This window comes from Campylobacter concisus, from assembly GCF_003048605.1.
Classification (GTDB): domain Bacteria; phylum Campylobacterota; class Campylobacteria; order Campylobacterales; family Campylobacteraceae; genus Campylobacter_A; species Campylobacter_A concisus_BM.
On sequence record NZ_PIRX01000008.1, the window covers coordinates 18,293 to 40,609 of the forward strand.

Annotated in this window: 21 protein-coding genes; 2 read left to right on the forward strand and 19 right to left on the reverse strand. The window is 41.1% G+C overall.

What is annotated here, in order from left to right; all coding sequences use genetic code 11:
- Both CVS86_RS07590 and CVS86_RS07595 read left to right on the forward strand, forming a co-directional pair.
- Positions 1-546: a DUF1287 domain-containing protein gene (locus CVS86_RS07590; protein WP_103608126.1), complete on the forward strand. Its 546-nt coding sequence runs from the start codon at positions 1-3 to the stop codon at positions 544-546.
- A 60-nt stretch (positions 547-606) separates the two neighbouring features.
- Entirely contained in the window at positions 607-2,196 is a 1,590-nt protein-coding gene (locus CVS86_RS07595) for an ABC-F family ATP-binding cassette domain-containing protein (RefSeq protein WP_103608127.1), read from the forward strand.
- Positions 2,197-2,400: 204 nt separating this feature from the next.
- Here the strand turns inward: CVS86_RS07595 and CVS86_RS07605 are convergent, their stop codons facing one another.
- The 19 genes from CVS86_RS07605 to pglA form a co-directional block, all read right to left on the reverse strand.
- A complete protein-coding gene (locus CVS86_RS07605; RefSeq protein WP_107791565.1) occupies positions 2,401-3,078 on the reverse strand; it encodes a DUF4272 domain-containing protein in 678 nt (225 codons plus the stop codon).
- Between the two features lie 39 nt (positions 3,079-3,117).
- The gene (locus CVS86_RS07610) at positions 3,118-4,464 is read right to left on the reverse strand and encodes an FAD-dependent oxidoreductase (protein ID WP_107791490.1); all 1,347 of its coding nucleotides are present in this window, start codon (positions 4,462-4,464) and stop codon (positions 3,118-3,120) included.
- Positions 4,465-4,592: 128 nt separating this feature from the next.
- Positions 4,593-5,699 carry a TonB-dependent receptor domain-containing protein gene (locus tag CVS86_RS10055; RefSeq protein ID WP_234399254.1) on the reverse strand — a complete coding sequence of 369 codons (1,107 nt, stop codon included), beginning with the start codon at positions 5,697-5,699 and terminating at the stop codon, positions 4,593-4,595.
- On the reverse strand, positions 5,663-6,586 hold the full coding sequence (locus CVS86_RS10060; protein ID WP_234399255.1) for a TonB-dependent receptor plug domain-containing protein: 924 nt from the start codon (positions 6,584-6,586) through the stop codon (positions 5,663-5,665). Before CVS86_RS10060 ends, CVS86_RS10055 begins: the two co-directional genes overlap by 37 nt.
- 233 nt (positions 6,587-6,819) lie before the next feature.
- On the reverse strand, positions 6,820-7,842 hold the full coding sequence (locus CVS86_RS07620) for an NADH:flavin oxidoreductase/NADH oxidase (RefSeq protein ID WP_107791491.1): 1,023 nt from the start codon (positions 7,840-7,842) through the stop codon (positions 6,820-6,822).
- 854 nt (positions 7,843-8,696) lie between these two features.
- Positions 8,697-10,211: a 2-isopropylmalate synthase gene (locus CVS86_RS07625; protein ID WP_107791492.1), complete on the reverse strand. Its 1,515-nt coding sequence runs from the start codon at positions 10,209-10,211 to the stop codon at positions 8,697-8,699.
- Positions 10,212-10,351: 140 nt separating this feature from the next.
- Positions 10,352-11,083: a CDP-diacylglycerol--serine O-phosphatidyltransferase gene (gene pssA / locus CVS86_RS07630; protein WP_009294672.1), complete on the reverse strand. Its 732-nt coding sequence runs from the start codon at positions 11,081-11,083 to the stop codon at positions 10,352-10,354.
- Position 11,084: 1 nt separating this feature from the next.
- Entirely contained in the window at positions 11,085-11,702 is a 618-nt protein-coding gene (locus CVS86_RS07635) for a phosphatidylserine decarboxylase (RefSeq protein ID WP_087582760.1), read from the reverse strand.
- A gap of 2 nt (positions 11,703-11,704) precedes the next feature.
- Positions 11,705-13,630: an ATP-dependent zinc metalloprotease FtsH gene (gene ftsH / locus CVS86_RS07640; protein WP_107791493.1), complete on the reverse strand. Its 1,926-nt coding sequence runs from the start codon at positions 13,628-13,630 to the stop codon at positions 11,705-11,707.
- Positions 13,623-14,456 (reverse strand): 50S ribosomal protein L11 methyltransferase, encoded by an 834-nt coding sequence (locus tag CVS86_RS07645; RefSeq protein WP_103575593.1) that lies wholly within the window; start codon positions 14,454-14,456, stop codon positions 13,623-13,625. The genes ftsH and CVS86_RS07645 overlap by 8 nt, the downstream gene beginning before the upstream one ends.
- On the reverse strand, positions 14,456-14,821 hold the full coding sequence (locus CVS86_RS07650; protein WP_002939933.1) for a chemotaxis response regulator CheY: 366 nt from the start codon (positions 14,819-14,821) through the stop codon (positions 14,456-14,458). Before CVS86_RS07650 ends, CVS86_RS07645 begins: the two co-directional genes overlap by 1 nt.
- A 63-nt stretch (positions 14,822-14,884) precedes the next feature.
- The gene (gene hisA, locus CVS86_RS07655; protein ID WP_107791494.1) at positions 14,885-15,595 is read right to left on the reverse strand and encodes a 1-(5-phosphoribosyl)-5-[(5-phosphoribosylamino)methylideneamino]imidazole-4-carboxamide isomerase; all 711 of its coding nucleotides are present in this window, start codon (positions 15,593-15,595) and stop codon (positions 14,885-14,887) included.
- Positions 15,595-16,206 (reverse strand): imidazole glycerol phosphate synthase subunit HisH, encoded by a 612-nt coding sequence (gene hisH, locus CVS86_RS07660; protein ID WP_087581521.1) that lies wholly within the window; start codon positions 16,204-16,206, stop codon positions 15,595-15,597. The genes hisA and hisH overlap by 1 nt, the downstream gene beginning before the upstream one ends.
- Positions 16,203-17,099: a PDC sensor domain-containing protein gene (locus tag CVS86_RS07665; protein ID WP_103573201.1), complete on the reverse strand. Its 897-nt coding sequence runs from the start codon at positions 17,097-17,099 to the stop codon at positions 16,203-16,205. Before CVS86_RS07665 ends, hisH begins: the two co-directional genes overlap by 4 nt.
- A 2-nt stretch (positions 17,100-17,101) precedes the next feature.
- Positions 17,102-18,883 (reverse strand): UDP-N-acetylglucosamine 4,6-dehydratase (configuration-retaining), encoded by a 1,782-nt coding sequence (gene pglF / locus CVS86_RS07670; RefSeq protein ID WP_107791495.1) that lies wholly within the window; start codon positions 18,881-18,883, stop codon positions 17,102-17,104.
- The gene (gene pglE / locus CVS86_RS07675; RefSeq protein WP_107791496.1) at positions 18,884-19,975 is read right to left on the reverse strand and encodes a UDP-N-acetylbacillosamine transaminase; all 1,092 of its coding nucleotides are present in this window, start codon (positions 19,973-19,975) and stop codon (positions 18,884-18,886) included.
- 49 nt (positions 19,976-20,024) lie between these two features.
- Positions 20,025-20,615, reverse strand: coding sequence for a UDP-N-acetylbacillosamine N-acetyltransferase (gene pglD / locus CVS86_RS07680; protein WP_107791497.1), 591 nt, complete (start codon positions 20,613-20,615; stop codon positions 20,025-20,027).
- Positions 20,602-21,207 carry an undecaprenyl phosphate N,N'-diacetylbacillosamine 1-phosphate transferase gene (pglC, locus tag CVS86_RS07685; RefSeq protein ID WP_107791498.1) on the reverse strand — a complete coding sequence of 202 codons (606 nt, stop codon included), beginning with the start codon at positions 21,205-21,207 and terminating at the stop codon, positions 20,602-20,604. The genes pglD and pglC overlap by 14 nt, the downstream gene beginning before the upstream one ends.
- Positions 21,200-22,315, reverse strand: a complete 1,116-nt coding sequence (gene pglA / locus CVS86_RS07690) for a N,N'-diacetylbacillosaminyl-diphospho-undecaprenol alpha-1,3-N-acetylgalactosaminyltransferase (protein ID WP_107791499.1) — start codon at positions 22,313-22,315, stop codon at positions 21,200-21,202. Before pglA ends, pglC begins: the two co-directional genes overlap by 8 nt.
- Positions 22,316-22,317 lie beyond the last annotated feature (2 nt).

The window sequence follows — 22,317 nt, forward strand, 5'->3', positions numbered from 1 at the left end:
ATGAAGAAATTTCTACTTTTAGCTCTTTTTGCCACGCAAATTTTTGCCTTTTCGGCGAGTAAATTTGTAAATGACGCTAGGTCGCAGATCGGCGTGACGCTAAGTTACGACCCTAGCTACGAAAGGCTCGCCTATCCTATGGGCGACGTGGATATCAAAAAGGGTGTTTGCACCGACGTTGTGGTAAGGGCGCTACGTCATCAAGAGATGGATCTGCAAAGGCTCATTTTTGAAGATATGAGTAGAAATTTCGCAAGCTATCCTAAAAAATGGGGACTTAAAAAGGCTGATAAAAACATCGATCACAGGCGTGTTTTAAACATCGCTACCTATCTAAAAAGAAAAGGTTTTGAGGTGAGCGATGATAAATTTCAGCCAGGGGATATCGTCACATGGATGCTGCCAAGAAATCTACCTCACATCGGTGTGATCTCAGATAAATTTGAAGGCCAAACACCGCTTGTCATCCACAATATCGGCTCTGGCGTGCAAGAAGAAAACATACTTTATAGCTACAAGATCACAGGGCATTTTAGGCTAAAGTAGCAAATGGCTTTTTAATCAAATTTTAGGCAAAATCGCAAAAAATAAATTCAAGGAAAAATAATGTTAGAAGTTAGGGGACTTACTCAAAGATTTGCAAGCAGCTTGCTATTTGAGGATGTAAATTTAAAGCTAAATCGCCACAACAGATACGGACTAATCGGCGCAAATGGCGCTGGCAAATCGACATTTTTAAAAATTTTAAGCGGAGCTATCGAGCCAACTAGCGGTGAGATCATCATAGAAAATGGACTAAAGGTTGGCGTGCTTGGGCAAGATCAGTTTGCGTTTGAAAATTTCACACTAAAAGATGCGGTGCTTTATGGCAACAAACGCCTATATGACGCTGTCAAAGAGAAAGAAAAGCTCTATATGAGCGAGGAATTTACAGATGAGATAAACGAGCGCTTAAGCGAGCTTGAGATGATAAGCGCTGAGGAGGATCCAAGCTACGAGTACGAGACTAGGATAGAAAAAATCCTAAGCTCGCTTGGACTAAATGAATTTGATAAGCTCATGAGCGAGGTCGAAAACTCAGATAAAGTTAAGGTTTTGCTAGCTCAAGTGCTCTTTCCAAAGCCAGACATCTTGTTCTTAGATGAGCCGACAAACAACCTTGACATAGACGCGATCGCATGGCTAGAAAACGAGCTAAACCGCCACGAGGGCACACTTGTAGTCATCAGCCACGACAGACACTTTTTAAATAGAGTTTGCACAAACATTTTGGATGTGGATTTTAAGAAAATTCGCGAGTTTTCAGGCAACTACGACGACTGGTATATGGCTGCAAATTTGATCGCAAAGCAGCATGAGATGGAGCGCGATAAGAAGCTAAAAGAGAAAGAGGAGCTGGAGAAATTTATCGCGAGATTTTCAGCAAATGCGAGCAAAGCAAAGCAGGCGACCTCTCGTGCAAAACAGCTTGAAAAGCTTGACATAGCAGAGATCGCAGTCTCAAGCAGACGTGATCCAAGCATTCTGTTTCGTGCAAACCGCGAGATAGGCAATGAGCTAATTGAGCTAAAGAACAATAGTAAGAAATTTGATGATAAAGTGATATTCGAAAATTTTAACTTTAAGCTCGAAAAAGGCGACAAGCTAGCTATCATCGGTCATAACGGCGTTGGTAAAAGCACACTTTGTAAGATCATAATGGGCGAGATAAAGCCTGACGCGGGCGAGGTGCATATAGGCGCGACCATCGAGCTTGGATATTTTGCGCAAGATACTGTAAATAAGATAGATGGCGAGCTAAAGCTTTATGAATACTTGCAAGATGCCAAAAACAAGGACATCGACGAGATCAGAAAGTGCCTTGGCAGGATGCTTTTTAGCGGTGCCGAGCAAGAAAAAGCAGTTGGCGCGCTAAGCGGTGGTGAAAAACACCGAGTGAGACTAGCTCAACTCATGCTTCACAGGCCAAATTTACTTGTCATGGACGAGCCAAATAACCACCTTGATCTTGAGGCTATCATCGCGCTTGGCGAGGCGTTTTATAACTTTAATGGCTCAGTCATCTGCGTGAGCCACGACAGGGAGCTGATAGACGCCTTTGCAAATAGAATTTTACACCTAAAAGGTAGTGGCGAGGTCGTTGATTTTAAAGGCACATACGAAGAGTATAGAGCAAATTTAGGACTTGAGAGTTAGTTTTTTACCGTTTAAACCGCGCTAAGTTAGTTAAATTTGCTTAATGCTTATTGCGACATATACGAGCATTTTAGCCACTTATTAAAGGCGAGTAAAAAGCAAGCTCTGAGTTTCCAAAGCCAAAAGAAGCTCGCTATCTTCGCTTTCCTATAGCATTTACATTAAGATAAATTTTAAGCTCATTTGAGCTTAAAATTTCTTAGATCAAGTGTTTAGATCAGGATAGTCCCAGCAGTTAAACTCAGCACTCAAATCGTCATTTTCTTGCCCTTTGCAGCATAGCCATTCAAGCCCCGCTCGTCTCTCCATAACGACCTCTTCGTCAAGTCCAGCCACCTTTGTGCCATTTACTCTTGCATTTACGCACGCCCAGTGGTAGCGATAAACTAGATCGAGCTTGCTTAAAATTTCATCCATGCTACGAAGCTTTGAGCGGCTTTTTAGCCCGCCCTCTTTAAAGACATTCATCACAAACTCGCAGTCGCAAATTTTATCCATCTGACCGATATCTTCAGCTATGCCAAGTGCCCAAAGCAAGATCCAAAGCGACTCATATTTCCAGCCCATATTCACAGCCGTGTCCATATCAGATCTATCCTCAACGACCTCTTTTTCTTTTACACTTAGTCCGTCGTAAGCTTCACCTAAAAAGCTCTTTGCCCACGCCATATTTTCTTCGCCCAAAGAGCCTTCATCACGGATCGTGCAAGCGCACATGATCGCTGTAAATGAGCAAACTGCGCGCTTTATTATCTCGTCAATATCTCTTGGCGTAACCTCACTATTTTCATAGCGAAGCGGCAAGCTCTCAAGCACCGCCACGCCCTCTTGCTTTAAAATTTTTATGCTCTCATCTTTTCTTTGTTGTGCTGTTTTTGGCATATCCACACCTCTTTTAAAAATACCAAATACTCCCATTTCCTACCCAAAAAACTCGGCGTTAAATTTCTCTTCGTCGAAATTTTTACCCAAAAATTTACAAATTTCCTCCATATCAGCCCTCGCCGTTTCAAAACAGCTAGTAGCCCCCGGGCTTGGCGTCATGTTAAAGCTTATGCCCTCGCCTGTGCTGATCTTGCCCTCACCAAGCTCTAGCCTTTTTTTGTTGCGGTCGATCACCTGCGGCCTTACGCCACCAAAATTTACAGCGTAGCTTAGGTCATTTTCGCTTAGACTTGGCACGATCTTTCTAGCGTCTTTAACAAATTCTTTTTTGTTGATAAATGGCACTTCAAATAAGAAATTTCGCAAAATATATGACCTTATGTCCCCATCTTTTAGTAAATTTGTAAAGACTTCAAGGACGTTTTTGTCAAATTTTAAGCACTTTAAAAAGTCAAAAAAGCTAGAACTTCCGTGAAATCTCTCAAGCTTTGGTATGACAAGGGCAGTTGGCCCAAAGCGAGTGTTGCCATTAGCTAGGATGTCTGGGTCGCCGTGAAGTGCGGCAAATGGTAGCTTGTCGTTTTGCACCATATAGACTTTGCCGTTTAGCAGGCGCTTGTTAGCAAAGTAAAAGCTTCCAGCAACTGGCAGCGTGCTAAGATGCAGCCCATAACCCATCTTGTGAGCTAGAAACAGCGAGTGCGCTCCAGCATCGACTACGACGTAGTTTGCTGTGATCACCTCGCCATCATTTATCTTGATGTGAAAGGTATCGCCCACCTTTTTCATATCGGTCACTTCTGAGCTTAGGCTGATCTCATAGCCATCTCCGCCCAAATTTAGCGCATTTTGAACGAGCGAATTTGCCACGCCGCCAAAGTCCATCGTAGTGTACTGGCCATTTTGCGCGCCTATTGCGATGATATTTTCTGGGCGATCATTGCCATTTGCGTCAAAAACGACATTTGGCTCGATCTGCTTTAACTTCTCTTTGTCATAAATTTCAAGATAAGGAAATAACTCTTTAAAGCTCTCATATCGCTCCTTGATGCGCTCTACTTCGGCATCTCCGATGGCTAGCGTCATCTTTTGATGAGCAAACATATATTTGCCCTCTAGGTTGTATTTTAGGGCGTATTTTACTGGCATATTTGCCACTTGTGAGACCTTTTTTGCCTTTTCTAGCGTGTAGTTTGTCTCGATATCGCCGCAGTGGATGGTCTGCGAGTTGCCCTTGCCGCTTGAATTTAGCGTCGCTACGCCGTCATATTTTTCTAAAAGCGCGACCTTTTTTATATCGCTAAATGCAGCCAACTCGTAAAAGAGTGCCGTCCCGCTAATGCCCGCTCCAATAATTGCCACTTCAAAGTGCTTTTGCCTCATTTTCTCCCCTGAAAGTTTAGTTGCACAAATGATACTATATTAAATTTAAATCAAACAGCAAAAAGCGAGGTGTGAAAAATAGGCTGTGTAAAAGTGAAATTTGGCAAGGCTCTCACCTTGCCATAAAGCTAAAATTTATAAGAGACATTTACCTTGAAATTTCTACCTGGCTCCCAGTCTACGTAGTTTGGATCGCCTGTATAATCAGCCGTTCGTTGTGACTGCGAAGCGTATGCTTTGTTAAAGAGGTTGTAAATTCCAGCATTTATCTCTAACCCTTTAAATTTACCGCTACTTGGCGCATAGGTAGCGTAGATGTCGCTAACTGCGTAGCTTGGTATCTTGACATTTTCATTATCGCCAGCTGAGATGGTGTTTTTTGATGCAAAGTAGATTAGGTTGTAACCTATTAGCGTATCGATCCTTGAAAATGCGTACTCGGCGTTAAATGTGTATTTATCGCCCTGATCTCGGTAGCCGATGATGTTTGAGGTGTAGTAACTGCCATTTGGTTTAGCGACCCTATCTTTATATTTTACCTTTTGGTGAGTGTAGCTAGCAGCCAGGCTTAGTGCGTCTAAATTTAGCCTTGCAAGTAGCTCAACGCCACTTATATCAGCTCCACCAGCGTTTATACGTCTGGATATAGTTATTTCATTTGGCGGCGTTCCAATCACATAAGAGCCATTATCTACGATTAAGTTTTTATATTTTGTCATGAAGTATTTTGCAGAGAGGCTATATGAGCTAGCTTCGTTTATATCGCCATAGTATTTAAGACCGGTTTCGTAGCTATTGCCAGTTGTCGCTTTTAGATCTTTATTTGCTTCAAAATTTTCTGCTCTACTTGCATACATCGACTCCATAACGTCAGGCCCTCTAAAGACCCTCGCATAGCTTGCAAACGCGTGTAACCCTTTAAGTATCTCATAGTCAAGCGCAAGCGCTGGGGTAAATTCGTTAAATTTATAGGTGTAGCTCTTTACATTTCCAGCTAAGCCATCATAGCTTTTTAGCTCATGGTGCGTATATCTGACGCCAGGAGTAACGGTTAGTGAGCTAAAATTTAGCGCATCTTCTGCGTAGATAGAGTAGTTATTTACCTTTTCTGGGTAGTGATTGTCTGGTTTGTTGAAATTTTTACTTTGGTAAAACTCAGCGCCGTATCTAAGCGTCTGCGTCAAAGCGCCGCTCTCGACTACTTTGCATTTATGCCGTTCGTCTCTACGCCCCATTTTGAATCATCAACCCTTTGGTGTCTTGTGTTGTAAGCTGTCACATCTAAATTTAAAAGATCGCTAGGCTTATACTCATATTTTAGCGTTGTTGTGTCGCGCTCATACTTGCGGTTATCGACACTATTTGAGCCACTATACCAGCTGCCAAATTCTGCTCTTAAAGGATAAAGACCCTTAAATTCATTATGCTCTCTTGAGATAGAAATTCTATGTGCATCAAGGAAGCTATAACCAAGTTTTAGAAGATAGCTAAGGTCGTTTCCGTCGCCACCTATCTTTCTTTTATTGCCGCTTTTGCCATAGTCGTAGCCTTTGTGATTAATAGCTGCTATAAAGTCAAGCCCTTCAACTGGGGCAGTAAAGAGCATAAGGCCTTGAGAAAATTCGCTGTTATTTGAGGCGTATCCTGTCTTTATCTTTGCACCAATGATCTCGCCGCTTTCTAGCAAGTCTTTTGCATCGACCGTTTTAAAGGCGACTGAGCCACCAAGCGCGCCTGAGCCATTTACGACTGACCTTGAGCCAACCTCGACGTCTATTGCCTTTATGAGATCAGGGTCGATCAGCAAGTCGGCGTTGTGGTGAAACGTGTTTCCATTTTGTTTCGCGCCATCTATCGTGATATTTAGACCGCGGTCACTTACGCCTCTCATGTAAATTTTTTGATTCATACCGTTTGTGCCGCCCACATAGACGCCAGGGATGTCCCTCATCACGTCTTTTGCTAGGCCAGCGTTTCTAGTTGAAATTTTGATGTCATCAACGCCGTATCCACCGCTGCTACTTGTCACTTCAACGCCACTTAGCACGCTCTCGTCTGCTGCGTTTGCACAAACTGCCACGCTTGCTGCAAGAGAGAGCTTAAATAAGCCCTTAAATCTCATCTCTCCTCCTAGTTTGATTATTAAAATTACTATTTTAGTTTGTAATCTTATTTTGAGATTGAATATTATAATTTTAAATATAAATTTCAGGTAAAAATTTAAAATAAGTGCGATTTTGTAGCTATAAAAATATAAATTTGTATTTGTTGTATAGAAAAAATAGCAAGCAAATTCTAGTGATTTTTATTTAAGAAAAGTGAAATTTGGCAAAGCTCTCGCCTTGCCAAGAAAATTTAGTAAGCCCTTTTATAGGCGTTTTCTATTTTGTCATTTTCGCCAAATTCTTTCATGGCGCTAAAAGCAAAATATGGGTTGCGTAGTAGCTCTCTGCCAAGCGCCACGCCGTCGCAAACATCGCCAAGTAGCAGTGCCTCGCACTCACTTGCCTTTGTGATAAGACCGACTGCAAAGACTGGGATATTAACTGCACTTTTAACCGCTTTTGCGTAGCCAGCCTGATAAAGAGGCGTAAATTTAGGCGCATTATCAACTTTTGCATAGACTCCGCCAGCTGAGACGTGGATGAAGTCAGCTCCATTTTTCTCTAGCTCACGCGCTAGCTTTACGCTCTCCTCTACGTCCCAGTCGCCCTTAAGCCAGCTACTTGCACTTATCCTCACGCCAACTGCGATATTAGCGCCAGCCTTGATCTCTCTTAAAATTTCAAGCAGCAGCCTTATGCGGTTTTCAAATGTGCCGCCGTATTCGTCACTTCGCTTGTTTGTACCAGCGCATAAAAATTGATTTATCAAATATCCATGCGCCGCGTGTATCTCAACAGCCTCGTATCCTGCGCTCTTTGCCCTAATGGCCGCCTCCACAAAGCTTTGCTTAACGCTTGCGATATCCCCAGCGCTCATCTCTTTTGGCGTGGCGTATTCATCGCTAAATTTGATAGCACTTGGTGCGATGATGCCCTCACAAGTGCCCTTTCTACCAGCGTGAGCAAGCTGGATGGCCATTTTTGAGCCGTATTTACTGCAGCCTTTTACCAGTTCCGCGTGAGCCTCGATCTGCTCGTCACTCCAAAGCCCAAGGTCTTTTTTGGTGATCCTGCCACGCGCCTCCACAGCCGTCGCCTCAACGATGATCATGCCAACACCGCCGATCGCCCTTGTAGCGTAGTGGAGCTTGTGAAAGCACCTTGGACGGCCGTCCTCTTTTTTGACCTCATACATACACATCGGAGCCATGATGATGCGGTTTTTGATCTCGATGCCGCCTATCTTAAGCGGCGTAAAAAGCTTGTTTTGCATGAAATTTCCTTTAAATTTTTTGATTATTTTAGGATATTTGTTTAAATTCTTGGATATGTAGGAATTTACTTCTTGTGACTACAAAAGTGCTTAGTAAATTTTAAATTTAAAAACCTGCTCAAATGAGCAAGCAAGGTTTTAAATTTACGAATTTACTTTGTCAAATTAGGTAAGTGTCAAGTAAATTTTAAAATTTCATGAACGAGTAATTTCGGCTCTAAAATTTGAGCTAAGCGGTAAGCGAAGCCAAATTTTAGTAGCCAATTCTTGCGAGTGAATGGAATTTTAAAATTTGCAAAATAGTTTTTTAAAAATTTAAAGTTTTTGTTTCTTTGTTAAGGGGAAAGAGGCTTGAATTACGTTCTGCTTCAGTTGCGAGCTAGCGAAGCAAAAAGCTCCCTTCCCCCTTAACAATCCCCTAACCCCAACGACGTTATATGAGTGAGCATATCACGCTTCCAAATTCAGTGGCAAGTGATAACGAGACCTGAATTTGGCAAGTTGCTAAGGCGAGTGAGTAAAGTTTTAAAATTTGCAAAATAGCATAACTAAATTTGTTTTATCCTAAAGGGAGACAAGGGGGACTTGAATTACGGTCTGCTTGCAGTTGCGAGGCAAAGTCCGAGTAAAAACCCCTCGCACGTTAGAGGTGGCATGCTTCGACACTTCGCACCGCATGCGGTTTTGCTACAAAAAACTCTATCAAATTTTAAAATTTCATGAATAGGCAAAGCCAAATTTTAGTAGTCAATTCTTGTGAGTGAATGAAATTTTAAAATTTGAAAAACGCAGTAAATTTAAAGAGTAGCTAAATTTAAATTAGCCAGCTGCAAATTCAGCAGCCAGCTAAAATTTTAGTTTTTATGGATGCGAAGGTAGCTATTTAGTGCGCCGACATAGGCCTTAGCGCTTGCCATCATCGTATCGATATCAAGTCCGTGACCCATTACAGCTGTCTTGCCCTCAAACTCGACTTTTACATCGACCTTTGCAAGTGCATCTTTGCCTTGAGAAACAGCTGTGACCTTGTAGTCTTTTAGCGTGCCATTAATGCCGCTGATGCGATCAACTACCTTAAATATCGCATCAGCAGTGCCATTGCCAAGGGCTGAGTCGCTAACGATCTCGTCGTTGTGCCTGATGCTCATAGAGGCACTTGCTAAGCTGCCACCGCTACTTTGGAGTAAGTCTGTGATCTCGTAAGCTTGCGGGATCTTGGTGATCTCCTCTGCTACAAGCGCCCTGATATCATCGTCAAATATCTCTTTTTTCTTATCCGCCAAGTCTTTAAATTTCTCAAACGCCTTATTAAGCGCATCGCTATCAAGGTCAAATCCAAGGCTTGCAAGCTTATCTTTAAACGCATGGCGACCACTGTGCTTGCCAAGAACGAGCGAGTTTTTCTCTAAGCCGATACTCTCAGCACTGATGATCTCATAGGTCTCTTTGTGTTTTAGCACGCCGTCTTGGTGGATGCCACTTTCGTGTGCAAAGGCGTTTTTGCCAACGATTGCTTTATTTGGCTGTGGCTCGATGCCTGTGATGCTAGCGATCAGTCTAGAAGTCGGATAAATTTCTTTTGAGATGATGCCTGTGTAAAGCGGCGCAAAGACGTCCTGACGAGTTTTTATAGCCATCACGATCTCTTCAAGTGCGGCGTTTCCAGCGCGCTCGCCGATGCCATTTATCGTGCCTTCAACCTGCCTTGCACCAGCTTTTATAGCAGCTAGTGAATTTGCTGTAGCCATGCCTAGATCGTTGTGGTTATGCACCGAAACTACCGCTCTATCGCCTATAAATTTTACTATTTCGCTAATGCGAGCTGTGATCTCCTCTGGATACAAGTAGCCAACCGTATCTGGGATGTTTATGGTTTTTGCCCCTGCGTTTATCGCTGCGTCACAAATTTCTTTTAAAAAGCTCATCTCACTTCTGCAAGCATCCTCGCAACTAAACTCCACATCATCGCAAAACGTTTTTGAGTATTGCACCGCCTCGACTGCACGTCTGATCACCTCATCTGGGCTCATTTTTAGCTTGTACTGCATGTGGATCGGACTTGTTGCTATGAAGGTGTGAATTCTTTTATTTTTTGCTGGAGCTAATGCCTCTCCAGCTACCTTGATATCACGCTCAACCGCACGTGCAAGCGAGCAGACAGTGATGTTTGAAGCTTGCTTTGCAATCTGATTTACTGCGTCAAAGTCCCCTGGGCTTGCAGCTGCAAATCCAGCCTCCATCACATCCACACCAAGCCTTTCAAGCTGAAGTGCGATCTGAAGCTTTTCAGCTGTGTTCATAGAAGCTCCTGGGCTTTGCTCGCCATCTCTTAAAGTCGTATCAAAGATTATAATTTTATTTTTATCCATTTTTTGTCCTTTTATGATTTTTTATATTTAAATTTAATGAGTTAAGTAAAGAAGAATTTGCTACCTAAGTAGCAGCAGTAGAGAGTTTTTGATTTCAATTTTTGGTAAAAATTTACGCGATTTTATTATGCCATTTTCGCTCATTCGCTCTCCTTTTTTTTGTGATTTTTGCTAAACATTATCGCCGCTCTAATAATACCATAAAGCATATAAACGCTCATAAAAAAGGTCGCACTCTCGTAAGGATATAGATAAAGCATAGAAAATACAACTACAAGTGCTACTAAAATTCGCATAACATGAGTTTGTTTTAAATTCATCTTTTTAAAGCTTGGGTAGCGGATGTTGCTAACCATCAAGATAGCTAAAACTGCTTCAAGCAATATCAAGCACCACTCAAAACCATATAAAAATTCATGCTTTAGATAAACACCAACCCAAAGCACTCCGATGATGGCTGCTGATGGTATAGGAAGTCCGATGAAAACATTTGGTTCGTATGTGCCAGTAGTAACGTTAAAACGAGCTAGCCTAATAGCACCAAAGACAACAAACATAGCTGCTATTAGCGCACCAAATCTGCCAAATTTTGCACCAACTGTTAGATAAAATAAAATCGCTGGAGCCACGCCAAATGCTACAAGGTCTGCAAGGCTATCAAACTCCACGCCAAATTTACTTGTAGTCTTTGTAAGTCTTGCCACGCGTCCATCAAGTCCGTCTAAAATCAGTGAAAGAATGATGTAAATAATAGCTTTAAAATAGTTTCCCTGAATAGATGAAATAATACTTATAACGCCCAAAAAAGCGCTTGCAGCGGTAAATAAATTTGGCAAGATATACATTAACTGCATTTTTTGTATGCTATTCATTTTATTTTTCCTCTTCAAAGTATCCAAGAAGTGAAGCAGCTTTAACGCTCTCGCCAACGCTTACGCAAATTTTAGTATCTCTTGGCAAGTATAAAATCACTTCGCCGCTTCCTAAAAAGCCAAATTTTCTAGAGGCTTTTAGACTGGTAATGTTATAAATTTCTAAACTTCTACTAAAAACTCCAGCTATGATCTTCATAGCAAATTTAATATTTCCTTTTTCAAAACGAATTATCGCTCTTTCATTTAACATCTCTGAAATTTTCATCGCCTGACACAAAAAGAGCCCATGCCTTCTTTTAACTTCAGTGACGTTAGCATCGCTTATAGCCCTTAGCGTACCTACGCCAAAAAATGGCTTTGAGATAACTATCTTAGCTGCCTCTTTATCATCAAAATTTGAAACGCTGATCTCTTTTATCTTACCATCTATGGGCGAAAGTAAGGCTAGTTTATCATCAGTAAAAGGCTCTCTTTCAGGGTCTCTAAAAAAATAAAGAGTTAAAAGAAGTAGTGCTAGAAAAAATAGTGGCGCAATACCAAACAATGCAGATATAGCAAATAAAATCAAAAAGAATAATATAAATTTATACCCTGCTTTTGCGATGTAGCCACTCATTTTTATTCCTCTTTTTTGCCTTTTTCCTCTTCTTCAAGCTCTACAAGCCTGCTTTCAAGACCATTTTCTTCTTCGTAATTTTTGATGATCTCTCTAACTCTTTTTCCCTCGATAGTCTCCTCTTCATAAAGTGCTGAAACCATGTTTTCAATGGCGCCTTTATAAATTTCAAGAAGACCAAGCACAGCTGTATATCTCTCATGAAGAAGTGCTTTTACAAACTCATCAACCTTTTCAGCCATCTTGTCGCTATAGTCTTTTACGCTTTGTCCACCATTTAAAAATGTCGCGCGTTGCTTCTCAAGTACCATAAGACCGGCGACATCGCTCATACCATACATGCTAACCATAGCTTTTATGATATCAGTTGCACGCTCTAGATCATTGCTAGCTCCAGTTGAAATCTCTTTTATAAATACCTCTTCAGCAGCCCTACCAGCCAAAAGCACATCGACTTCTGCAAGTAGTTCATGCTTTTGCATCATAAATTTATTCTCTTCAGGTGTATTTAGTGTATAGCCAAGCGCTGCAAGACCGCGTGGCACGACTGAAACCTTTGTTACTCTTTTTGCACCTTTTGTTAGCTCAGCTATCAAGGCATGGCCGCTTTCATGGTAAGTAACTATCTTTTTCTCTTTTGGATTTACGCGGCGTGATTTTTTCTCAAGGCCAGCTATAGATCTCTCGACAGCCTCCACTAGATCAGCCTGCTCGACAAAAGTCTTTGACTTACGTCCTGCAAGAAGTGCCGCCTCATTTATGATATTTTCAAGATCAGCACCTGCTAAACCAGTAGTAAGCCTTGCGATATCCTCGATATTTACATCTTTGCCGATTTTCACGTCTTTCATATGGACTTTTAAGATATCACAACGTCCTTTAAAATCAGGCTTATCAACAAGCACTTGCCTGTCAAATCTACCCGGTCTTAAAAGCGCAGCATCCAAAACCTCAGGTCTATTTGTAGCTGCTATAACGATGACTGGCGACTTGTCCGCATCAAAGCCGTCCATCTCAGAAAGAAGCTGATTTAGCGTCTGCTCTCTCTCGTCATTGCCACCCATCGGACCAGAATTTCTGCTCTTACCGATCGCATCGATCTCATCTATAAATACAATCGCTGGAGCCTCTTTTTTTGCATTTTCAAAAAGGTCTCTAACCCTACTTGCGCCAACGCCAACAAACATCTCTATAAAGCTTGATGCCGACATAGAGAAAAATGGCACGCTAGCCTCACCCGCAACTGCTCTTGCAAGAAGTGTTTTACCAGTGCCTGGAGGGCCAACTAGCAAAATACCTTTTGGAATTTTAGCTCCAAGTCTTAGATATTTATCTGGGCTTTTTAGATAATCAACTATCTCTTGAACCTCTTCTTTTGCCTCTTCAACGCCTGCAACATCGTCAAATTTAACTTTTGGTTTTTCAGAATTTATAAGCTTTTTCGCACTTCCTATGCCTAGTATGCCACCGCCGATATTCTTTTGCATACGACTAGCGATAAACATCCAAATAGCAAAAAATATAAACACCGGTATGATCCATGAAAATATAAGATCTCCAAACCAGTTATTTTCACTATAAACGCTGTAAGTTATGCCGTTTTGCTCAAGTATACCAATGAGCGTTGGATCATTTATTCGCTTTGCGAGGTAGATGGTTTTGTCATTACCAACGCCTTTTATCGTGGTTTCAGATATCGCAACTTCATTTAGTTGCTTATTTTTTAGCATATCTTTAAATTCAGAATAAGCTATCATCTTGCTTTGAGCGTTGCTGCCAAGCCCAAAAGTACCGCCTAATCCGTCGCCACTAAAGCTTCTAAAAGCTAGAACTATAACTATCGCAAAAATAGCAAAGATAAAGATGGGATTTTTGTTAAAAAAACCGTTATTATCGCCATTATTTTGGTTATTATTTTGATTATTCATCCATTTCCTTATAAACAAAGCTAACCCAATCATTAGCCTGTTTTATCTCAACTAGCTCCAAATCCTTAAACGTATCTTTAATCCTATCTTCGTATTTGTTCAAAATTCCTGACAATACTAAATAGCCGCCTTTTTTAAGCGATTTTTTTAAGTCATTTGAGAGCATAAAAATGACATCGGCGATGATGTTTGCTACGACGATATCATATTTTTGCTCTAAATTTGCAATAGATCCTGTCCAAATTTTATTAAATTTAACCTCATTTAGCTGGGCGTTACTTAGCGAGCTTTGCGTGGCTTGCTCGTCCGTATCGCAGGCATCGACCTTACAACCAAGCTTTGCTAAAGCAATGCTTAATATCCCACTTCCGCATCCCACATCTAAAGCGCCATCGCCACTTTTTGCATATTTTTGTAAAAGTTGCAAGCAAGAATTTGTGCTTTCATGGTGCCCTGAGCCAAAGGCTAGAGCTGGGTCGATTATGATATTTGTTACGCCTCTAAGTGGCTCTTCCCAGCTAGGTCTAATATAAATTTTATCAACCAAAATAGGCTTAACTGCCTTTTTATATTCACCTAGCCAGTCTTTATTTTCTTTTAAATTAATAGAAATTTTTAAATCATTTGAAATTTTACGAACGCTAGAGAGCCCTTTTGCATACTCTTCGACACCCCAAGCTATATCTTTTAGATCATACTCTTCCCTGATGATGATCTCATGATCTAGCTCTTCTACACAGGTAACCCCAAAAGAAAAAACTAACTCTAAAATTTCATCATAAAAATTTGATGTTTTGATGCTTAATTCGTAAAATTTATCTTTCATTAACCAAGAACGTCTTCAAGCTTCTCTTTTAAAACTTGTGGCGTAAAAGGTTTAACGATGTAGTTATTAACACCTGCTTTTAAAGCTGTTATAACCTCGGCTTTTCCGCCCTCTGTTGTTACCATTATGATAGGCATATCAACATATTTTTGCTCAGCTCTTACTTTTTTAACAAGCTCAAGACCATTCATCTCAGGCATGTTCCAGTCAGTAATAAGAACCTCAATACCCTCGTTTTGCGTCAAGATATTCCAAGCTTCAAGCCCGTGCTCAGCCTCGAGAATTTCTTGATGTCCTAACCTTTGCAAAGTATTTTTTATGATCCTTCTCATTGTTGAGCTGTCATCTACAACCAAAATCTTCACATAATATCCTTTTAGTAAAAATTGCCCTATTCTAGCTAATTAAAATTTATAAAAGCTTTAACGCTAGCCAACTTGTTTGAAAGCATCTTTTAAATCAAGTCGTCCCTCATAGTAAGCTTTACCAACGATCACACCAGCTATCTCATTTGTCTCTTTAAGTGCTAAAATGTCGTTTATATCGCTCACACCGCCACTTGCTATGGTCTCAAGCTTGCTGCTTCTAGCTATTTGCAAGCTAAAATCAACATTAACTCCGCCAAGCATTCCATCTTTGTTAATATCGGTGCAAATCACAGCTTCTACACCCACATCTGCAAATTTTTTTGCAAGATCGACCGCTTTTATGTTTGAAACCTCGCCCCAGCCTTGCACTGCCACATAGCCATCTTTGGCATCAATGCCAACCACGACCCTATAAATTCCAGCCATTTTTGCTGTAAATTCTGGATCATTTAGGGCAACTGAGCCAAGGATTACCCTGCTAACTCCAAGGTCTAAATAGCGCTTTATGCGCTCTTCATCCCTTATGCCGCCACCAACTTGCACCTTTAAATTTGTAGCTTTTACTATCTTTTCGATCGTGTTAAAATTTATAGCTTCTCCTGCAAATGCGCCGTCAAGATCGACCACATGTAGCCATTTTGCGCCGTAGCCTTCAAACCTCTTTGCAAGCTCACTTGGCTCACTGCTATAAATTTTAGCGCTTTGCATGAGCCCTTTACTAAGCCTAACCGCCTGCCCCTCTTTTAGATCTATCGCTGGGAAAATTTCCATCACAACCTCGCAAAATTTTCTAAAATTTTAAGCCCAACCTCGTGACTTTTTTCTGGATGAGGCTGAAAACCAAAGAGATTTTCATGCTGCACCGCACTTGTAAATTCATATCCATAAGTTGTCTTTGCAAGTGCAAATTTATCATCACAAACCACGTGATAGCTATGCACAAAGTATAAATACTCAAGCTCTTTTAATCCTAATCTTAAAGGGCTATTTTGTTTAAACTCGAGTGTGTTCCAGCCAACGTGTGGGATCTTTAGTGGTTTATCAAATTTAGTTTCATCAAATTTAACGACCTCGCCTGGCAAAAGAGAAAGCCCTTCATGCTCGCCAAATTCAAAGCTCTTTTCAAACAAAAGCTGCATACCAAGGCAAATTCCTATAAAGGCTTTTCCGCTTTTTACAGCCTCTTTTATCGCTTCATCCATGCCGTTAAATTTGAGCTTTTTCATCGCCTCACCAAATGCCCCAACACCTGGCAAAACGATATGGGAGTGCTCTTTTAAACTCCCAGGCTCACTTAGCAAAACGCACTCATGTCCAAGAAATTTAAAAGCATTTATCACGCTTTTGATGTTGCCCGCGCCATAATCAATAATAGCAATCATCTATTTTCTTGTCTTTTTACACTAAAGAGATAAAAGCTAAGTGCCGTCATTAGCATAGCTACGCCGCCTATTAGATAGATAGCGTTTATGATATTTTCAGGTGCAGTGATAGCAAATTTAAAGACTAGCATAAGCGCCTCGATAGCAAGTGCGATGATGATAGAGCCAATAAATCTCACCATCGTCTTATAAATAACGCTATTTTCCTCGTGATTTTTGCCTAAAACCTCTTCTTCAAATATCGTCTTTACAAGGTCAAAAATGGCTAAGGCAAGCGTTAAAATGATGGTTGATTCAAAAATTTCTTCGACATTTATATGTTCGATGCTCTTTGAGATAAAGCTCTTTACGCCATGCCAAAATAAAAATGCGCAGATCATAAAAAGCGATGCACAAAAGAGCGCATAGACTGTCTTTAAAAATCTACCAAAATGCTCCTCGACAAAGCCGCTATCGACCATATTTAGGATATTTTCTAGGCTTATGTCGATGCAAGCGATAAATTTAAGCTCATTTTTTTCATTATAGATAGGCACGCTTGCTGTGACGCACAAACCTCCATTTAGACTTGATGGATATGGATCGCTTAAAACGCACCTTTTCTCGCGTACGGCGGTGTAGTAGTAGGCTTTATTTGCGCGGTTTTCGCCTTTTGGGATTTTATACTTTTCATTTAGACTGATCGAGTCTTCGATCTGTATGCCATTTTCATCTAAGATGTATAGTGCATCAAAATTTTCTATCTCGTGGCTGATCTTATCAAAGCCAGCTTTTATGTTTTCTAAGCACACTCCAGGCAGTCTGTTTGGCAAATTTCTACTAAATAAATAGCAGATATACGCCCTTGCCTTGTATCTCGTGTCACTAAATCTCTTAATATCTTTTATAACCAAAACTAGCCTTTTAAATTTAATGCATGGTTAAACTCTGGCACGATCACCTTAAGAGCAGGTGCCACCTCGTCATCTTCAAGCTGTAAAAGCCCATCTATCTGGGAATTTAAAAGGGTCAGATCATAAGGCTGTGAGTGTGTCACAAAGATTGACTCATACTTAGTTTGGACGTCATCTTTGTTGATAAGCAGCTCCTCATAAAGCTTCTCGCCAGGTCTAAGCCCTACAAATTCGATACCCAGATGCTCTTTATTTGAAAGCAGAAGCATCTTTTTAGCAAGATCGACGATCTTAACTGGCTCACCCATATCAAGCACGAAAAGCTCTCCACCTTTTGCGATAGAGGCTGCTTGAAGGACTAGTTGACACGCTTCAGACGTAAGCATAAAGTATCTTGTGATCTCTGGGTGCGTGACGCTTAAAGGCTTGTTTGCAGCGATCTGCGCTTTAAATTTAGGTATGACTGAGCCACTTGAGCCAAGGACGTTACCAAAGCGCACACAAACTATCTCGCAGACACCTGCTTCGTTTGAATTTAGCGCATAAAGCTCGCAAACACGCTTAGTTGTACCCATTATGTTTGTTGGGCGCACAGCCTTGTCTGAAGAGATCATGACAAATTTCTTAGCACCATATTTTTTAGAAAGATCGACTGCATTTTTTGTGCCAAGGATGTTGTTTTCAACTGCTGAGCGAGGATTTAGCTCGCAAAGTGGCACGTGTTTGTAGGCTGCAGCGTGGATGACGATCTCTGGTCTAAATTCTTCAAAAACCTCTTCAAAGTCTTTTAAATTTGTGATATTTACAAGCTTGCTAACAGTTCTTTTATCTCTTGTATCTTCGCCTATTTTATAAAGGTTAAATTCGCTGTGCTCGACCATTATAAGCTCACTCACGCCATATTTCAAGCACTGCTTACAAATTTCGCTTCCTATGCTGCCACCAGCTCCAGTGACAAGCACTTTTTTATCTTTTAAGAAATTTGAAATGGCTTCTGGATTAAGGTCTTTTGGCTTTCTAGCGAGCAAATCTTCGATCGAGATATCTTTGATCGGCTCATTTTCGATAAGCGAAAAGAGCTTCATATCTCTTATGCCATATCCAGTTAGCTCATCAACTAAAGCTTGAAGCTCGTCTTGATCAAGTGCTAGTGCGATGATAGCAGTCTTTGCGTCGTAGTCTTTTATAAGGCTTGGTATATCTTTTTTATCTTGAACTAAAAATCCATCACAATATGTGCCAACAAGATCGCTTCTGCCATCTACCACACCAACTGCATAGTAGTCAAGATAGCCCTGTTTTAAGCCGCGCAAGACGTGAAGCGCCTTTGAAGTCGCGCCTATAACGATACAAGGCTCGCCTTTGTGAGGTCTGTTTGAAAAGTCAAGCACCATACGCTTTGAAATTCTCAAAAGCCCGATAAGTAGGCATGAGATGAGAAGGTCGATAAAGATGACGCTTCTTGGGTAAGGATTTAAAAAATCTTGTATGATGAAAAATACGATCGTAAATAAGATCGCCGCGCAAACGTGAGCTAGGAAAATTTTACGAGCTTCATTTAAGCCAAAAAATCTCCACGGCACCTTGTAAATTTTAAACATCCACATAAAAAAGAGCTTAAATACGATCAAAAATCCAGCCGTTACAAAAAGCCCTTGCACGTAGATATCTGGGATGTCGGCGTTAAATCTTAAAAGATATGCCGCATATATCGAAAAAACAAATATAAAAACATCGCCAAGAAGGAAAAATACGAGCCTTTTTAACTTCGTTGCATGAAACATTTACGCATTTTCCTTGACTATTTTTATCACTCTTTCTTGTGTCTGCTCGCTCATATCGCTGCCACTTGGCAAGCAAATTCCTCTTGAAAATAGATCTTCACTATATCCATCAACAAAGCTTAACGCACCTTTAAAGACAGGCTGCAAGTGCATAGGCTTCCAAAGTGGGCGGCTCTCGATGTTTGCATCAGCTAGTGCTTTTATAACCTTTAAATGTGCATCTTTTTTAGCAAAAACGCCAGTTGTGAGCCATCTGTTACCACGAGAATTTGGTAGCTCTGGCATAAATTCTAAAATATCACCAAGCTCTTTTTCATAAATTTCAAATACTTTTCTCTTTTGCTCGACTCTCTTTTCTAAAACCTCCATCTGAGCCACGCCAATAGCGCCTAAGACGTTGCTTAATCGGTAGTTGTAGCCATAGTCTTTGTGCTCGTAGTGAAGCAGCGGCTCTCTTGCTTGTGTGCTGTAAAATCTAGCTTTTTCTACAAATTCGTTATCTCCAACTAGCATGCCGCCACCTGAAGTGGTGATGATCTTGTTGCCATTAAAGCTATATCCGCCCATCACGCCAAATGTGCCAAGTGCCTTGCCACCGTAAAATCCACCAAGTGCTTCAGCTGCGTCCTCGACCAAAGCGATGCCCTCGTTTTGGCAAATTTCGCAAATTTCTTTCATCTTTGAAGCTTGTCCATAAAGATGAGTGACGACTAGCGCTTTTGGCTTTTTAGGTAAATTTGAGATCGCTTTTTTAAGTAGTTCTGGGCTTAAATTCCAGCTCTCGTCGCTATCTATAAAGACTGGAGTTGCCTTTTCATAAAGTATCGGCGAGACCGAAGCCATAAAAGTAAAGCTAGAAGCTAGCACAAGATCGCCCTCTTTTACGCCAAGGACGCGCAGTGCTAGGTGAAGTGCCGCAGTTCCAGCGCATAGCGCAAGCGCATCTTTAGCGCCAGTGTAGCTTTTTATGCTATCTTCAAATTTATTGACATATTCGCCAAGTGGCGCTATGTAGTTGCTTTCAAAAACTTTTTTTATATATTCTTGCTCTTTTCCACTCATATTTGGTGGAGATAAAAAAACCCTATCCATTTTCATACCTTTCGTGATTTTTTGGCGATTTTAGCACTTATTTTTAAATTTATATCTTAGCGCGCTCACATGCAGGCACGCCATACGCCTTTATGCCGTCCTTTATATCTCTAACGACCACGCTTCCAGCGCCTATGATGCAGTTTTTGCCGATGCTTATGCCTTGAATGACGCTTGAGCCAATGCCAACGTGCGTAAATTCACCCACGCTCACATTTCCAGCAAGGGCTACATTTGGGCTGATGTGAGCAAATTTGCCTATCGCGCACTCATGCTCTATCACTGCGCCAGAGTTTATGATAGCGCCCTCTTTTATACGAGCCTTTGCGTTTATCACGGCATTTGGCATGACAACTACGCCTTTTTCTATCACAGCACTCTCGCTCACAACCGCACTTTTATGGATCAAATTTACTATCTCAAAGCCAACATCCTCCACCTTTTGGCTGATCTTTTGCCTTGTTTTATTATCACCTATGGCTATTATGATGTCAGCTTTTTCAAGCTTTGGGCTAAATTTAAACTCACTAGCATCATCTAAAAAAACTATCTCATCATAGCCATTATCTCTAGCGATGTCAGCTATCACAAGCCCATGCCCACTCGCTCCGTAGATGTAAATTTTCTTAGTTTTTGCCATTAAATTTCTCCGTCGTCGCCTGCCCCTCTTTGCTTACACCACTTCGTTTTAGCACCTTTTCGATGGTCTGCAAAGCGATCTTTACATCAAGCATAAAGCTTAAATTTTTAGCATAATAGACATCGTATTCAAATTTTTTCTCCCAGCTTATGGCGTTTCTGCCATTTACCTGCGCTAGCCCGGTAATGCCTGGGCGCACATCGTGGCGATGCTTTTGTGTTTCGTTATAGATGGGTAGATACTCAACCAAAAGCGGCCTTGGTCCGATGAAGCTCATATCGCCTTTTAGCACGTTAAAGAGCTGTGGCAGCTCATCAAGGCTAAGTGAGCGTATCAGCTTGCCAAATTTACCAAGACGCTGATCATCTGGCAAGAGCTCGCCATTTGCGTCACGCTCGTCGCTCATCGTCTTAAATTTATAAATTTTAAAAATTTTCTCATTTAGCCCTGGTCTTGCTTGCGTAAAAATGACGTCACGGCTTACCTTAAAATAGATAAAAATAGCCGTTGCTATGATGATGGGCGATGTTAAAATGAGCAAAAACAAAGCCCCAAAAATATCAATCACCCTCTTTAAAAAATTTCTATACATCTATAAATTTCCTATAAATTTCTATATATCTTTTTGCGATTTGCTTCTCGTCAAACTCGCTTACCGCCCAGTCCCTGCCATTTTGCCCAAGCTTAGCGCAAAGCGCTTCGTCATCAAGCAAAATTTTTATCTTACTAGCAAGATCACTTGCGTCTTTTACCTTGCATAAAAGTCCGTTGTAGCCATCTTTTACAGCTTCATTGCAGCCTGTTACGTCACTTGCAACGACTGCTTTTGCCATGCTCATCGCCTCTAAAACCGTTCTTGGAAAGCCCTCTTTGTAGCTTGGCAAAGCTAGCAAGTAAGAAGCCTTTAAAAGCTGTGGTATGTCGTTTCTAGCGCCAAGATATCGCACTTTGCCACCTTTTAAAAAGCTCTCGTCTGCGGTTGATTTATTACCAGCAAAGCCCTCGCCCACAAAGACAAATTCGCAGTTTTTATAGCCATTTAAAATTTCTGCTGCCTCGTAAAATTCACGAACGCCCTTGTGCCACATGGCTCTGGCGATCATGAGAACCACCCTTTTTTCACCCAAGTCAGCCGCCTGCGTGATAGCTGGGTCAAATTTAGCAGTATCGACGCCGACACTTTTTATGCGGTACACCTTGCTTTTATCTATCAAATTTCTTGAGATCAGATAGTCTGGATCTGCGTCATTTACGAAGATGCAAGCATCAGCCTTTGCAAAAGATAGCTTATAAAGGCTCTCCATGACAAAACGCACGGCCTTTGTCTTAATATCATCATCGATATAAAAGCTACCAAGGCCTTCGACCAAATTTATCACGTGCTTTATGCCAGCATTTTTAGCAGCAAACGTGCCAAAGACATTTGACTTGTGAGCGCCAGTTTGAAGCAGGTCTAAATTTAGCTCGCCTAAAATTTGAGATAGTTTTTTTGAGTTATTTATCACGGTTAGCGGATTTAGGCTCGCCTTATCAAGCTCATAGGTGACGGTGTGAAAGCTTTTAGCAAGCTCATTAGTGAAATTTCCTTTTGGAGCGATAGCAAAAACCTCATGCCCCATATCTTTTAAAGCCTGCATGATAGGGCGTCTAAAAAAGTGTATGCTCATATCAGCGTGGCTTAAAAATCCTATCCTTGCCATCT

Coding starts and splice junctions, on each gene's coding strand:
- CVS86_RS07590 (WP_103608126.1), top strand. CDS start 1: ATGAAGAAATTTCTACTTTTAGCTCTTTTTGCCACGCAAATTTTTGCC.
- CVS86_RS07595 (WP_103608127.1), top strand. CDS start 607: ATGTTAGAAGTTAGGGGACTTACTCAAAGATTTGCAAGCAGCTTGCTA.
- CVS86_RS07605 (WP_107791565.1), bottom strand. CDS start 3,078: ATGCCAAAAACAGCACAACAAAGAAAAGATGAGAGCATAAAAATTTTA.
- CVS86_RS07610 (WP_107791490.1), bottom strand. CDS start 4,464: ATGAGGCAAAAGCACTTTGAAGTGGCAATTATTGGAGCGGGCATTAGC.
- CVS86_RS10055 (WP_234399254.1), bottom strand. CDS start 5,699: ATGGGGCGTAGAGACGAACGGCATAAATGCAAAGTAGTCGAGAGCGGC.
- CVS86_RS10060 (WP_234399255.1), bottom strand. CDS start 6,586: ATGAGATTTAAGGGCTTATTTAAGCTCTCTCTTGCAGCAAGCGTGGCA.
- CVS86_RS07620 (WP_107791491.1), bottom strand. CDS start 7,842: ATGCAAAACAAGCTTTTTACGCCGCTTAAGATAGGCGGCATCGAGATC.
- CVS86_RS07625 (WP_107791492.1), bottom strand. CDS start 10,211: ATGGATAAAAATAAAATTATAATCTTTGATACGACTTTAAGAGATGGC.
- pssA (WP_009294672.1), bottom strand. CDS start 11,083: ATGAATAGCATACAAAAAATGCAGTTAATGTATATCTTGCCAAATTTA.
- CVS86_RS07635 (WP_087582760.1), bottom strand. CDS start 11,702: ATGAGTGGCTACATCGCAAAAGCAGGGTATAAATTTATATTATTCTTT.
- ftsH (WP_107791493.1), bottom strand. CDS start 13,630: ATGAATAATCAAAATAATAACCAAAATAATGGCGATAATAACGGTTTT.
- CVS86_RS07645 (WP_103575593.1), bottom strand. CDS start 14,456: ATGAAAGATAAATTTTACGAATTAAGCATCAAAACATCAAATTTTTAT.
- hisA (WP_107791494.1), bottom strand. CDS start 15,595: ATGGAAATTTTCCCAGCGATAGATCTAAAAGAGGGGCAGGCGGTTAGG.
- hisH (WP_087581521.1), bottom strand. CDS start 16,206: ATGATTGCTATTATTGATTATGGCGCGGGCAACATCAAAAGCGTGATA.
- pglF (WP_107791495.1), bottom strand. CDS start 18,883: ATGTTTCATGCAACGAAGTTAAAAAGGCTCGTATTTTTCCTTCTTGGC.
- pglE (WP_107791496.1), bottom strand. CDS start 19,975: ATGGATAGGGTTTTTTTATCTCCACCAAATATGAGTGGAAAAGAGCAA.
- pglD (WP_107791497.1), bottom strand. CDS start 20,615: ATGGCAAAAACTAAGAAAATTTACATCTACGGAGCGAGTGGGCATGGG.
- pglC (WP_107791498.1), bottom strand. CDS start 21,207: ATGTATAGAAATTTTTTAAAGAGGGTGATTGATATTTTTGGGGCTTTG.
- pglA (WP_107791499.1), bottom strand. CDS start 22,315: ATGGCAAGGATAGGATTTTTAAGCCACGCTGATATGAGCATACACTTT.